This is a genomic window from Novosphingobium sp. ES2-1, from assembly GCF_015169775.1.
Lineage (GTDB): Bacteria > Pseudomonadota > Alphaproteobacteria > Sphingomonadales > Sphingomonadaceae > Novosphingobium > Novosphingobium subterraneum.
Genome location: NZ_CP063445.1, coordinates 348,898 through 362,895, shown reverse-complemented (window position 1 = coordinate 362,895; position 13,998 = coordinate 348,898). Strand labels below are relative to the sequence as shown.

The window sequence follows — 13,998 nt, the reverse complement described above, 5'->3', positions numbered from 1 at the left end:
CCGGGAGGTTGCGCTGACCCGGTTGGACGGCTGATGCAATGTTTCTGCTTTCAAGACAAGTGTTTCCCAGCAATGCCAAATGTTGCCGGCTGCCGGAGGCTTGTCAGAGTTCGGGGTTGAAGTGATCCGCCAGTTCGCCAGGCCCGAAACCGTGGGTGTAGGACTGCGCATCCAGCGGCAGCATTCGGGCGTTCCAGTCCTCCCACGCCTTCTTGAGCGAGGTGAAGGCTTCGGGCTGCCGGTCTTTCAGGTTGGCCCGCTCGAGAGGGTCGGCAACGACGTCGAACAGGAACTCGTTCCCGCCGATCTTCAGGTATTTGAGGTTGCCGCGACGGGCCGCGCGCTGGGCGTGGTTCTTGTAGCGCCAGAACAGCGTGCGTCCGGGCAAGGCTCGGCCCGACAGGGCTGCGGTGATGTCTTCGCCATCGCTGGGGAATGCGGGATCTGGCGCTGCACCGGCGGCGGCAAGGAATGTCGGCAGCCAGTCCATCGAGATGATCTGTGCATCGCTGATCGTCGATGCCATGGTGACGCCCGGCCAGCGTACGATGGCCGGAATGCGCAGGCCGCCTTCGAGCAGCTCGGTCTTGCGGCCGCTGAAGGGCCAGGTGTCGGAGAAGCGTTCGCCGCCGTTGTCGCTGGTGAAGACGACGATGGTGTCCTGCTCGGCGCCGTTTGCCTTGAGGGCTTCGAGTACGCGCCCGATCTGGTAATCGAGACGGCGGACCATGGCGGCGTAGATCGCCGCACTGCCGCCGTCGAAGTGGAACAGCGCCTTGGGGTCCTTCAGTCCGGCAATCCGAGCGGATTCGCTGGCGTCGTCAGGCCCTTCCCACGGCCAGTGCGGCGCAGTGAAGTGGAGCGACATGAACCACGGCGCCTTGGCTGACGACGCCTGGCGGATTTCCGCAATCGCGCGGTCGGCAAGCAGGTCGGTCAGGTAACCCGCCTTGTCGACGGGCGTGGGACCATCCCACAGGTCGGGCTGACCGTTGCTGGTGGCGTGGGTGTAATAGTCGACGCCCCCGCTGCGGATGCCCCAGAAAGACTGGTAGCCGCTCTTGATCGGGTCGAAGTCCGGGAGGCTGCCAAGATGCCACTTGCCGATCAGCGAGGTGCGATAGCCAGCCTTGGCGAGAAGTGACGGCAGCGTCGGATGCGAAGGCGGCAGGCCGATGTTGGGTCGGTAGGCCAGCGGCTCCTCGAGGCCAACGGGCAGGCGATACTGATAGCGGCCTGTGATCAGGCCGACGCGCGTGGCCGTGCAGACGGCGCTGTTGGCGTAGGCATTGGTGAAACGCAGGCCCTCCGCCGCCAGCTTGTCGAGCACCGGCGTCTCGAAATCGCGGCGACCATAGCAGGACAGATCGGCGTAACCGAGGTCATCGGCCATGATGTAGAGGATGTTCGGCTGCCGCACGCGCTTGCGGGCAATCGCGGGCACAGAGCCGACGGCCAGAGTGGCGGCGGCGCCTGCAAGGGTCGCGCGGCGGGTAAGACTGTAGGTCGAGGTCATGGTGCGGTCCGTGATTGCAGTTGCAGGTGGACCCGCGCGTGGTCGCGTAAGGCAATATGAACTTATCGCCAGCCCCATCAATGTCTATTGCATCGATAGACAATTCATCTTGTCCGTCGGGAAGTTTTCCTTTTGCGCCGAACGGGTGAGGCCCGGGTTGACCGAGAAGACTCAACCAGATAAGTAGAGATTAACCCGCAGGACATCCGACGATCAGGTCGGCCTGCACATCCAGGGTCCTGATCCGCGGCATTTGATGGGAAGCAGCTTGCTCCGCGTGAACAACCGCTAAAGCGCGCGATGCTGGGGCGACGGCGCCAGGCATCGTGTTCCCCTCCAATCAAGAGGTGATACGATGCACAAGCCCATGACGCGCGCCTAGAGCGCGCAAACCACCGGACACGATTGACGGACCTGCCGCCCCGACCGGGCGCGGTCCGCTCTCGTCCGCCTCTCTCACCATAACGCCAGTTCGGCGCGGCCCTTGCGGTCGCCGCCCGGAGGAATGCGTCATGCGACCGCTAACCAGCTCCGACCTTGCGGAACTGGCCCGGTATCCCGCGTCCCTGCAACAGTCGATCGTTGCCCTTTGCGGCGTCGCCCCCGGCGACCCCGTGCGCGAAGCCGTGCCCGTTCCCGCTGCCTTCAATCGCCGCCCCGACGCGGCAAGCCACTTGGGTTCAGGGAAGTAATGGAATGAACAGGGTTTTTCTCTTCAAGCAGCGCCAGCTTATCCTTGCAGGCGTGGCTTTGGGCTCGCTCATCGGCGCGGCTCCGGCTTTCGCCGCCGAGCAGCCTGCCGATGTCGAGGTTCCGGCAGTTGCTGCCGAAGACGCCGGCGAGGCCGGTGAAGCCATCGTTGTCACCGCCTCGCGCCGCCGCGACGAGGATGTCCAGGACGTGCCGGTCGCCATCAGCGTGATCAGCGCCGACGCGTTGGAAAGGCGTGGCGACTTCACCCTCGGCCAGATCCAGCAGCAGGTACCGAGCCTGCAGGTGTTCAGCTTCAATCCGCGCAATACCAACATCAACATCCGTGGCCTGGGCTCGAACGTCGCGCTGACCAACGATGGGCTCGAGAACGGCGTCGGCTTCTATATCGACAACGTCTACTACGGCCGCGTCGGGCTTTCACAGTTCGACCTCGTCGACCTGCAGAGCATCGAAGTGCTGCGCGGTCCGCAGGGCACGCTGTTCGGCAAGAACACCACCTCGGGCGTCATCAACATCACCTCGCGCAAGCCGAGCTTCGATCCCGAGCTTTCGGGCGAGGCGAGCATCGGCAATTACGGCTTCCGGCAAGTCCGGGCTTCGGCCTCGGCAGGTATCCTGCCCGATCTGCTCGCCGTGCGCATCTCCGGCGCGATCAGCGGGAACGACGGCTTCCTGTTCAACAAGACCACCAATACCCGCGCCCAGAACTACCGCAACGAGAGCATTCGCGGCCAGTTGCTGTTCACGCCGGACCCGGACTTCGAGGTGCGGATCATCGGCGACTACGCAAAGCAGGAGCAGGATCACGTGCTCTCGGTCTTCGCCGACCTGCACACGACCTATGCCAATGGCGCGACGATACCCAACAACTTTGCCCTGCGAGCTGCCCGGTTCCCTGGCTACACCCTCCCCGCCTTCAGGCCGTTCGACCGCATCGGCGAGGCCGATAGCCACTACCAGTCGAACATGGCGGGCTATGGCGTTTCAGGCGAGGTCTACTGGGACTTCGGCAGCGCGGCCCTGACCTCCATCACCGCCTATCGCTGGTGGGACTGGAACCCGGCCAACGATGGCGACAGCACCTCGCTGCCCATCACCACCAAGGCCCAGCAAGCCAACCGCCAGCGCCAGTTCAGCCAGGAGCTGCGGCTTGCCTCGATGGGCAACCGCACGGTCGACTACGTGATCGGCGCGTACTACTTCTGGCAGGTCGTCAAGGGCTATGGCGCCACCCGCTATGGCTCGGCTGCCGCGCTGTGGAACCTGCCTGCGGCCGACCAGACCCTCGCCAATGCGGCGCTGAACGGGTTCGAGGCAAATTCGACCTCGACGCCGGAAACGCGCACATTCGCGCTGTTCGGGCAGACCGACTGGCACATGTCCGATGCCCTGACGCTGACCACCGGCCTGCGTTGGACGCACGAGAAGAAGGCGGGCGCGTTCAGCCAGTTCTGGGTGGATGGTGCCGATCTTTCCGGCTTCACCCCGGCGCAGGTCACCGCGATCAACGCGATCCGCACCCAGTTCAACCCGGTGACAAGCTTCGCGACGAAATTCAGCGACAACAGCCTGTCAGGGCTGGTCACGCTGAACTGGAAGGTTGCGCCGGACGCGAGCGTCTATGGCAGCTATTCGCGCGGCAACAAGTCGGGCGGACTGAACCTGACGGCGCTGCCCGCCGGCATTGCGCCCGAAGTCGCCCCGGAAAAGGTTGATGCGTTCGAGCTGGGCTTCAAATCCCGGTTCCTCGATCGGCGCGCCACCTTCAATGCTGCTGCGTTCTGGACCGAGATCCGCGACTATCAGACGGCAATCACCGAGCAGGTGCCCAACACCGTCAACGTGCGCCAATACATCGCGAACATCCCCAAGGTGCGTTCGCGCGGAGTTGAGGGCGACCTTGCCTTCCAGGCCAGCGACAGTCTCTCGTTCACCGCATCGGCAAGCTACACCGACGCCAAATACGTCGAGTACGCCAACGCACCGCAGGCGGTGGAGAACCTCAACCTCGGCGGTATCCAGGACCTGTCAGGCAAACCGCTTTCGGGCGTTCCGAAGTTCGCATGGTCAGTCGGTTCCGACGGCAACACGCCGCTGGGTGAGCTCGGCGGGCGCGAACTGAGCCTTTACGCCCACGCCGACTACGCGCACCGCTCGAGTTTCAATACATCTGCAACCAACTCCGCATGGGCGCAGGTTCCGGGCTTCGGCATCGCCAATGCGCGCATCGGGCTGAAGACCGACGACGGGTTGTGGGACCTGTCGGTCTGGGCGCGCAACCTGCTCAACGAAGACTATTTCCTCAACCTCTCCGCCGCCAACACCGGCGTGGTCACTGCCCAAGTGGGCGAGCCACGCACTTATGGTGTGACGTTGCGGACGCGACTGTGAGGCTGGCCGCATGACAACAGGATCCCCCGTCAGTTCGCCTTCTGGTAGCTACCACCGCCTTGCTGCGATCTACGTGCCGGTCACCGCTGCTGCTCAGCCAGTTGCTGCCTGGCTCCCCGCCATTCTTGCGCGAGACTATGGCGTGCCACTCACGCTGGTAGGGACGCTGTATCTGGCGGGCCAGTTGCTCAACTGCGCGCTCGACCCGATAGTCGGCGCATTGAGCGACCGCACGCAGAGCCGCTTCGGCAGGCGGCGACCGTGGGTAGCGGGCGGGGGATCCTTGTTCGTCGCTGGCAGCGCGATGCTGTTCTTCCCGCCTGCAAACCTCGGCGTTGGCTGGCTGATTGCTGCACTGGCCGCCTATTACATCGGCCTTGCGCTTCTCTCCACGCCGCTGCTGGCGTGGAGCGGCGAGATCGCCACCGGCTATCACGACCGGACCCGCGCGGCATCAACCTTTACACTGTGGCAGTCGATTGCGCTGGTAGGTGCCCTTGCGCTTGCGGCACTCGCCCAGCATCTGCGACCCGGTGACGGTCAGTTGCAACTGACGCTGTTCGGTTCGCTTGTCCTCGCTGCCGCTATCCCGGCGCTGTGGCTGACGCTGTCCAATCGCGATGACAGCGCGCCTGCTGCTCTGGCACTCCCGCTGTCGCCACTGGCCGCCGCGCGCGCGGTGCTCGGCAACCCCCTGCTGCTGCGCGTCCTCGCTTCGGACGCCGCAGTCCGGGCAGGACAGGGCATCCGCACGACGCTTTTGCTGTTCTACGTGACCTTCTATCTCGGAAGGCCTGAATGGGGTGCAGGACTGTTCCTGTTCCAATACGCCTTCGGCATGCTCGCCGCGCCGATCTGGCAGCGCATCGGTGTATCCCTGGGCAAGCGCCGGGCTGCCATTCTCGCCGAAGTGCTGCAGGCACTGATCAACCTCGCGCTGGTGCTGACCACGCCCGACCGGTTCTGGCTGGTCCTTGCGCTCGCCTTTGCTCAGGGGATCACACAGGGCTCAGGCAACATCATGCTGCGCTCGATGGTCGCCGACGTTGCCGACAAGCACCGCGCCGAGACCGGCGAGGAGCGCGCCGGCCTTTACTATTCAGTCTTTGCCCTGGCCGACAAGATCGGCGGTGCGCTTGCCGCAGGCATCGCCCTGCCGCTGATCGCGTGGCTGGGCTTCGATCCGAAGTCCGCCGCAAACTCTCCTGAGGCGTTGAACGGCCTGTTGCTTGTCTTCGCGACCGGACCTGCCCTCGCCCATGCCATCTCCGCTGCCGTCATATCGGGCTTCGCGCTCGATGCCGAACAGCACAACGCCATTCGCCGCCAGTTGGACACCGCCGCCGACCCCGCGCTCCAGCCCGCCGAATAACACCCCAAATCCTTACCCCAAGCAAGAGTAACCCACATGAATGCCATCACCACCTATGCCAATGCCAATGCCAAGGACCCGAACTCCCCGCTCGACATCGTTCCGATCACCGGGACGATCGGCGCCGAAATCCGCGGGGTGACCCTTTCCGGCGATCTTGGCGCGGAGACCGTGCAGGCGATCAAGGACGCGGTCGTGCGCCACAAGGTCGTCTTCTTCCGTGGCCAGAAGGAACTGGACGACGCACGCCACGAAGGCTTCGCCTCGCTTTTCGGCGATCCGGTGGCACATCCCACCGTGCCGGTGGCCGAGGGTTCGCGCTACCTGCTCGAACTCGACAGCAAGGAAGGCTACGCCGCCTCGAGCTGGCATACCGACGTGACGTTCGTCGATGCCTATCCCAAGGGCTCGATCCTGCGCGCGATCGCCATTCCCGAAGCCGGTGGCGATACCGTCTGGGCCAATGGCGAGACAGCTTACGAAAGCCTCCCTGAAACGCTGCGCCAGCTGGTGAACAACCTTTGGGCAGTCCACACCAACCTCTACGACTACGCAGCGGTCCTCTCGAACGCGCCGAAGGGTGACGCGGTGGAGAAGGAACGGCAGCTGTTCCAGAAGAATGTCTTCGCCTCGACCGTCTACGAAACCGAGCACCCGGTGGTCCGCGTCCATCCCGTCTCGGGACAGCGCAGCCTGCTGCTGGGCCATTTCGTCAAGCAGTTCGTCGGGCTGAACCAGGCTGACTCTTCGCGCCTGTTCCAGATCCTGCAGGACCACATCACCCGTCCCGAGAACGTCGTGCGCTGGCGCTGGCAGCCCGGTGACGTGGCCTTCTGGGACAACCAGTCGACCCAGCACCGCGCCGTCGCCGACTTCGGCCTGCAACGCCGCACCCTGCGCCGCGCGACAATCGCGGGCGAAGTGCCGGTTGGCATCGACGGTCGCAACAGCCGCACCGTTCGCAAGGAAAAGGCCACGGAATACCAGCCTGCCTGAGGGCCGGCAGGGGCGGCGGCCCTCACCGTCGCCCCATTCCCGTGGCAAACGGGAGATGGAAAAGAGTCCGGCTTCGAGCGACCAGCAGGCCACTTGCGATAGCTCTGCAATTCGGCATCACTGCGGATCTGTAATGGTGAGCCCTGCTGGGTTCGAACCAGCAAGGTGTTAAACAGAGAAAATCCCTTAATCCCTTGATATTCTCACCATTCAAGTGACACAGTGTGTTACTTCTCTGTGTCACAAAGGGTATCACAGTCGGCTATCAAAATCCCTTACATCGTGGAACGGGATGGCGTTCTCTACTATCAACGGCGGGTTCCTAAAGCCGTGATTGACCAGCCAGGAGCCCTAGCGCGCTATTTCAATGGGCAGGCCATCGTTAGGCGCACGTTGGGAACCAAAGACCGCATTGCAGCAATCGGTCTAGCTGAAGAAATGACACGGCAGTTCAATGAGCTCGTCTCCAAAGCGCTCGATACTTCGGCAGCGCTCAAGCCACGGACCACTCGATCAGTTACCCCAGAGATCTTGCGTGTGTTGAGTGACGAGCGTCGCGCGAGACGAGAACGAGAGTTTGCGCAATATCGTCTGATGAAAGAGCTTGGAGGCGAAAACGCCGAGATAGTCGATGACATCGTTTATCAGTATGAGATAGACGCCGAGCATCAAAGTGGCGTGATTGCTGGCCGCGTCGATGCACGCCACCCCTCTCACGACTATGATACAATGGCCCTCGATGTAATTGAGAGTGAGGGGCTAGACGCTCCCGTTGGAAGCCTTGCTTTCGGCGCTGTGAGGCTCGCTTTGAAGGAAGCAGACGTCCAGGGGGTGAATGCCGGCTTTGAAGTCTGGCAAGGCCGCAAGTCATTCCTAGACAGCACACGTAGCAATCAGCGCAGCCCAAAACTCTCAGATGCAGTAAACGCCTATCTGTTGAATCGTCAGAAAAAACGCACAGTCGACGGAGTCCGGGAAGCTTTCAGATGCTTTGAAAAGGTTGTGGGAGATCTTCACCTGCATGCACTGACAGCGGAACACTTTCGCGCTTTTTGCCGTGCCCAAGCGACATTAGACATCGGCGGACGCAGCCGAGGCAGTGTCACCCGCCCAATGTCAGCCGAAACGATCGACAAGAAGCTGGCATTTCTGCGCGGAGCGATCAAGCATGCAATCGATCAAGGCGAATTCATCGGCCCAAACGTTGCGTCCGGCATCACCAGCAAACCTTTCGTGAGACCGTCTGACCCTCTCGTAATGCCAGAGAAGCGCCCCTTCACGTCTGCCGAGATCAGTCGGATCCTTGCTTACCCGTGGTTCACAGGGTGCGAGTCCGAAACCAGGCGGCATCGTCCGGGCAGTTATAGACTGGGAGGCATGTGGTATTGGGGACCTCTTGTCGCACTGCTTACGGGTTGCCGTGCCGCCGAAATCGGCGGGTTACTGCTGAGCGAAGTGATGCTTGACGAGAAGTATCCTCACCTTCTGATACGCACAAATGAGCACAGGACCACGAAGGGAGGCTATTCCCGAAAGGTTCCAATTCTCGATCAGCTTTTAGAACTTGGCTTCGGCGAATTCGTAGACCATCAGCGCAGGGCAGGCGCGCACCGACTTTTCGATGATTGGCCGCTGCCGAGCAACAAGTCAGGCCACAACGATAAGCCAATTTCGAACGGCCCCATGGTCCGGTCGTTCAATACAACACTGCTGCCCGCAGCGCTCAAAGGCATCATGACAGCTGAGAGGCGGAAGGAGGTTACCTTTCACTCCTTCCGCGGCGCGTTCAAAACTCTCCTGACGAAGAATGAATACCAGCTGTCAATGAACTATATCCACGAGGTCGTCGGGCACGCAAAGAGCAACCTAGACAAACGATATATCGGGGAAATCGACATCTCCGAAACTTACCCGGCGGTGCGGAAATGCCGATATGAGGACATCGCCTTCCCACCTCCTCCGCCGTTTGGATAAGTCACATTGGCGCTTTTGACGCGGGTTGGAGAGTTACTGATGCTCTAACAGCATCATGAAATCGGGCGTTTAAATGTGGTTGCGCCGTTGCTCCGCACTGCAGTGTAAGGCACATACAGTGCCAGAACACTGAGGGCTCGGTCTTGAATCATCAATCGCTTTCGAATTTCATCTGGTCCGTCGCCGATCTTCTGCGCGGCGATTACAAGCAGTCTGAGTATGGGCGGGTCATTCTGCCATTCACTGTTCTGCGTCGCCTGGACTGCGTGCTGGCACCCACGCGTGAAGCGGTGCTCAAGGAGGCCGAGGCTGGCCGTCCCGATCCTTTCCTTCTGCGCGCTGCGGGGCACAGCTTCTTCAACCGCACCAACATCGATCTCGCCAAGCTCGTCGGCGATCAGGACAACATCAGCACGAACCTGTTGAGCTATATCCAGGGCTTCTCGCCGGCGGTTCGCGACATTTTCGACCAGTTCGAGTTCGCGGCACAGATCGACCGCCTCGCGAAGAACGGCCTACTCTATCAGGTGACCGAGCGGTTCGCGGGGATCGACCTGCACCCTTCGCGCGTCGACAACAACCAGATGGGTCTCGCCTTCGAGGAGCTTATCCGCAAGTTCGCGGAAATCAGCAACGAGACTGCCGGTGAGCACTTCACACCGCGTGAGGTCATTCGCCTGATGGTCAACCTCCTGTTCGTCGAGGACGACGACGTCCTGTCGAAGCCGGGCGTGGTCCGCTCTATCTATGACCCGACGGCGGGCACCGGCGGCATGCTGTCGATCGCCGGGGAGTATCTGTTCGAGCACAACCCGCAGGCGCAGCTTACCATGTCGGGGCAGGAGCTGAACCCGGAGTCCTACGCGATCTGCAAGGCCGACATGCTGATCAAGGGGCAGGACATCTCGCGCATCGTGCAGGGCAATACCCTGTCCGACGACGGCCACCCCGGCCAGACCTTCGACTATATGCTTTCGAATCCGCCGTTCGGGGTGGAATGGAAAAAAGTCCAGAAGGCGGTGCAGGACGAGCATACCCGGCTGGGCTTTGCAGGGCGCTTCGGTCCCGGCCTGCCGCGCGTGTCGGATGGTTCGCTGCTGTTCCTGATGCACCTGCTGTCGAAGATGCGACCTTGGACCGAGGGCGGCTGCAGGTTCGGCATCGTGCTCAATGGCTCGCCGCTGTTCACCGGCGGCGCTGGCAGTGGCGAGAGCGAGATCCGCCGCTTCGTGCTCGAGAGCGACCTGCTCGAGGCGATCATCGCGCTGCCGACGGACATGTTCTACAACACCGGCATCGCAACCTATGTGTGGATCCTGTCCAACAAGAAGCCGGCCGATCGAACTGGCAAGGTCCAACTGATCGACGCAAGCGGCTTCTGGCAGAAGATGCGCAAGTCCTTAGGCAGCAAGCGCAAGCAGATGAGCGAAGCGCATATCGCCGAGGTCACGCGCCTGTTCGGTGCCTTCGTCGAGGCGGAGCTGGCCACGGTGCTGGATGCTGAGGGCAAGGAGCTTGCGCGGGAGGTCGTTGCTGCAGGTGAGGCGCCCCCGCAGGCCCCCGAAGGCGGCAAGGTGAAGCTGGCGCCGCTGTCCCGCATCTTCGACAACAAGAGCTTCGGCTATCGCACGATCACCGTCGAGCGACCGTTGGTGGACGAGAATGGCAAGCCGGTGCTGGGCCAGAAGGGCAAGGCCAAGGGCAAGCCGCAGGCCGACAGCGCTCTGCGCGATACCGAGAACGTGCCTCTGACCGAGGACGTGGAAGCCTACTTCGCCCGCGAGGTGAAGCCCCACGCCCCCGATGCCTGGATCGATCACGACAAGACCAAGATTGGCTACGAGATCCCGTTCAACCGACATTTCTATGTGTTCGAGCCGCCGCGCCCGCTCACCGAGATTGATGCCGATCTGGCCGGGGTGACGGCTCGCATTCAGGCGATGCTGACGGAGCTGGCGGCGTGAGCTTTCCCGCATACCCCGAATACAAGGACAGCCGCGTAGATTGGCTGGGTGAGGTTCCAAGCCATTGGAAAGTCACTCGCCTGAAGAATTCTATTGATGATTGCCGTAACGGCATCTGGGGCGACGAAGCGTTGGGTGACGAAAATGATGTTATATGCATCCGGGTTGCGGACTTTCAGCGCGAAAAAGCACTGGTGGACATCACGGCTGCAACCTTTCGCAATGTGCGAGAGCAAGATCGGCAAAGCAGGTTGGTAACGAATGGTGACCTGCTTTTAGAAAAGTCAGGCGGAGGTGAAAAGCAACTTGTTGGAGCGGTGGTTCGATATACCCACAATGAGCCGGCAATCTGCTCAAACTTTGTTGCGAAGGTTAAAATCGCTCCAGAAATGTCGGGAACGTTTTGGGCCTATGTTCATGCAGCTGCATACGCCGTGCGGCTAAACTACCGCTCCATCAAACAAACTTCGGGAATTCAGAACCTCGACCAATCTCAATATTTTGACGAGCTCGCGGCCTTTCCTCCGTTGATTGAGCAAACTGCCATCGCCACCTTCCTTGACCGCGAGACCGCGAAGATCGATGCGTTGGTGGCAGAGCAGGAGCGGTTGATCGCGCTGCTGAAGGAAAAGCGGCAGGCGGTGATCTCCCACGCCGTCACCAGGGGCCTCAACCCCAACGCCCCCATGAAGGACAGCGGCATCGAATGGCTGGGCGAAATCCCGGCGCATTGGGTGGTCGCGCCTCTCAAACGCATTGCGATCGTGCTGGCCGGCTATGCGTTTTCTGCGGCAGAATTTTCGGCTGACAGCGAAAACTGGCGGCTATTGCGCGGTATCAACCTCTCAGCCAGCGGCATCCGCTGGAATGAGGACACTGTTTTTTGGCAGCGTGAAGCTGATGACGGCCTCGAGAATTGGGAGTTGGGGGCAGGAGACATCGTGCTAGGGATGGATCGTCCTTGGATCGGTGACGGGCTGCGCGTTGCGGAAGTCACAGAGAGTGATCTGCCCTGCCTATTGCTGCAGCGGGTCAGCTCGACGCCACGCGGAAGCTGCGTTCGCAGGTGAAGGCGGAGGGCGCGGGAGGGCGCTTCCTGATCCAGCACAGCGCGGGGTCGGGCAAGACCAACTCGATCGCCTGGTCAGCGCACTTTCTTGCCGATCTCCACGATGATGCCGACGTCAAGATCTTCTCGAGCGTCATCGTCGTGTCCGACCGCAACGTCATCGACGCACAGCTCCAGGAGGCGCTGTTCGAGTTCGAGCGGACCAAGGGTGTCGTCGCGACCATCACAAGCGAAGGCGGCAGCAAGAGCACCGCACTCGCCGAGGCGCTGGACGCTGGCAAGAAGATCATCGTCTGCACCATGCAGACCTTCCCGTTTGCGCTCGAAGCCGTCCGTGAGCGCGCGGCAACCCAGCACAAGCGCTTCGCGGTGATCGCCGATGAAGCCCACAGCTCGCAGGCTGGTGAGACAGCATCAAAGCTCAAGGCTGTGCTCTCGCCCGAGGAGCTGGCTGAGCTTGGTGATGGCGGTGAGTATGCGGCTGAGGACATCCTTGCGGCGCAGATGAGCACGCTGGTGGCATTCTCCGGCGAGGTGAACGATCCCAAAGGGACGGGCGAGCCACTCACTGAAACCAGCGCCAAGCTCAACCCGACACTGAAGGGCCGCGACATCCGCGATGCGTTCACCGACGAGGACTGCAAGATCCTGCTGGTAGCGAACAAGTTCCAGACCGGCTTTGACCAGCCGCTGCTGTGCGGAATGTATGTCGACCGCCGCCTTGCTGGCATTCAAGCCGTGCAGACCCTGTCGCGCCTCAACCGTGCGCACCCCGGCAAGGACACGACCTACATTCTCGACTTCGTGAACAGTTCCGAAGAGGTGCTGCACGCCTTCAGGCAATACCACGAGACCGCCGAGATCGAGGCCGAGACCAATCCCGATCAGATCTTCGACATCCGCGCCAAGCTTGATGCTTCCGGGCATTACGACACTTATGAAGTTGAACGGCTGGTCGCAGTCGAACTCGATCCCGCGGCCACGCAGGGGCAGCTGGTGGCGGCGCTGGAGCCGGTCGCGCAGAGGTTGCTCCACCAGTTCAAGAGCGCTCAGGAACGCCTCAGGGCTGCTCTGGAGGCCAAGGAAAAGACGGCCGAACAAGACGCCAGGGACGAAATGAACGCCCTGACGTTGTTCAAGAACGACATGGGAGGCTATGTCCGGCTCTACACGTTCCTGTCGCAGATCATCGACTACGGCAGCACCGACATCGAAAAGCGGTTCCTCTTCTACAAGCGCCTTATCCCGTTGCTGCAGTTCGGCCGGGAGCGCGATGGCGTCGACCTGTCAAGCGTCAAGCTTACCCACCACAACCTCAAGGACCAAGGTCAGCGCAACCTATCGATTGGCGGTGACGAGAAGCCAAAGCTGCCTCCCATCACCGGGGTCGGCTCGGGCATGATACACGACAAGGAGAAGACGCTCCTGGCGGAGATCATCGCGAAGGTTAACGACCTGTTTGAAGGTGACCTCTCCGACGGTGACCAGCTTGTCTATGTCAACAACGTTATCAAAGGAAAGCTTCTCGAGTCTGAAACGCTCCGGGTGCAGGCTCGAAACAACACCAAAGCTCAGTTTGCAGCCTCACCGACGCTTGACGATGAATTCGTTAATGCACTGATGGACGCTCTTTCCGCCCACGAGGCGATGAGCTCCCAAGCCCTCAACAGCGCCAAAGTGCGGGCGGGGCTTAAGGAGATCCTGCTCGGCCCAGGTCGTTTGTATGAAGCTTTGCGTGTGCAAGCCTAGTGCTGGGGCCACCCCATGTGTGGACCAGCGGTCTAACGCTACTACTCCAAATCCTCGGTGTAACTGGCGGATTTCCACCCCGGCGTATAGGCAGCACCCGGGAGACAGGGTGGCGTCTCAGTTAGGACTTCTCAATTTTAGTGATGGCCGCAGTCCATTCGATTTGGCTGCAATTCTGGTTGCTATGCATTGACGCTCGTGATGAACTCTATTAAAAATCGCGCAAATTGAATTTATGGCAAATATTAATTCA

The 13,998-nt window shown here is 61.3% G+C and carries 8 protein-coding genes; 7 read left to right on the top strand and 1 reads right to left on the bottom strand.

What is annotated here, in order from left to right; translation table 11 throughout:
- Nucleotides 1-103: 103 nt before the first annotated feature.
- Nucleotides 104-1,516 (bottom strand): sulfatase, encoded by a 1,413-nt coding sequence (locus IM701_RS01705; RefSeq protein ID WP_193827593.1) that lies wholly within the window; start codon nt 1,514-1,516, stop codon nt 104-106.
- A 696-nt stretch (nt 1,517-2,212) separates the two neighbouring features.
- On the opposite strand from IM701_RS01705, the gene IM701_RS01700 reads away from it, so the two are divergent.
- The 7 genes from IM701_RS01700 to IM701_RS01670 all read left to right on the top strand — a co-directional run bounded on the left by IM701_RS01700 (nt 2,213) and on the right by IM701_RS01670 (nt 13,745).
- On the top strand, nt 2,213-4,621 hold the full coding sequence (locus IM701_RS01700) for a TonB-dependent receptor (protein WP_193827592.1): 2,409 nt from the start codon (nt 2,213-2,215) through the stop codon (nt 4,619-4,621).
- Between the two features lie 10 nt (nt 4,622-4,631).
- On the top strand, nt 4,632-5,993 hold the full coding sequence (locus IM701_RS01695; RefSeq protein WP_092960293.1) for an MFS transporter: 1,362 nt from the start codon (nt 4,632-4,634) through the stop codon (nt 5,991-5,993).
- 36 nt (nt 5,994-6,029) lie between these two features.
- Nucleotides 6,030-6,989: a TauD/TfdA family dioxygenase gene (locus IM701_RS01690; protein WP_230487757.1), complete on the top strand. Its 960-nt coding sequence runs from the start codon at nt 6,030-6,032 to the stop codon at nt 6,987-6,989.
- A 282-nt stretch (nt 6,990-7,271) separates the two neighbouring features.
- Nucleotides 7,272-8,963: a tyrosine-type recombinase/integrase gene (locus tag IM701_RS01685; protein WP_193827591.1), complete on the top strand. Its 1,692-nt coding sequence runs from the start codon at nt 7,272-7,274 to the stop codon at nt 8,961-8,963.
- A gap of 143 nt (nt 8,964-9,106) precedes the next feature.
- Nucleotides 9,107-10,927: a class I SAM-dependent DNA methyltransferase gene (locus IM701_RS01680; protein WP_193827590.1), complete on the top strand. Its 1,821-nt coding sequence runs from the start codon at nt 9,107-9,109 to the stop codon at nt 10,925-10,927.
- Nucleotides 10,924-11,997, top strand: coding sequence for a restriction endonuclease subunit S (locus IM701_RS01675; RefSeq protein ID WP_193827589.1), 1,074 nt, complete (start codon nt 10,924-10,926; stop codon nt 11,995-11,997). The genes IM701_RS01680 and IM701_RS01675 overlap by 4 nt, the downstream gene beginning before the upstream one ends.
- On the top strand, nt 11,994-13,745 hold the full coding sequence (locus tag IM701_RS01670; RefSeq protein ID WP_230487756.1) for a DEAD/DEAH box helicase family protein: 1,752 nt from the start codon (nt 11,994-11,996) through the stop codon (nt 13,743-13,745). Before IM701_RS01675 ends, IM701_RS01670 begins: the two co-directional genes overlap by 4 nt.
- The last annotated feature ends 253 nt before the right edge of the window (nt 13,746-13,998 follow it).